Source organism: Peribacillus sp. SIMBA_075, assembly GCF_046534585.1.
In genome coordinates, this window is record NZ_JAWRYN010000807.1 from 1 (window position 1) to 265 (window position 265).

The 265-nt window shown below is 32.5% G+C and carries 1 protein-coding gene; it reads right to left on the reverse strand.

Features of this window, described 5'->3' with window-relative positions; genetic code table 11:
• Positions 1–115 precede the first annotated feature (115 nt).
• Positions 116–265: nuclear transport factor 2 family protein (locus SB775_RS30450; RefSeq protein WP_410864990.1), on the reverse strand; the 150-nt coding region annotated here is incomplete at its 5' end.

Here is a 265-nt window from a genome sequence, read left to right on the forward strand (position 1 = left end):
AGTTATCTTCCATAACACGCTTGAGAAGTAGAAACCTTCCCAAAAATATAATGTGAGGAAATTTCGTTTATCTTAACACTACCCCTTATACAAGGCATGTTAGAAACTAATAACTCTAACTTAATACCTCATTAACAGATGCACTGTCCACAATTTGAATAAACTTCTTAACCTTATCGTTCTCATCAAACTCATACAGATGACAAAAATCTGCTATGAACGATTTCCCTGTATCTTTATATGTTCCACTATATTTTCCATAAAC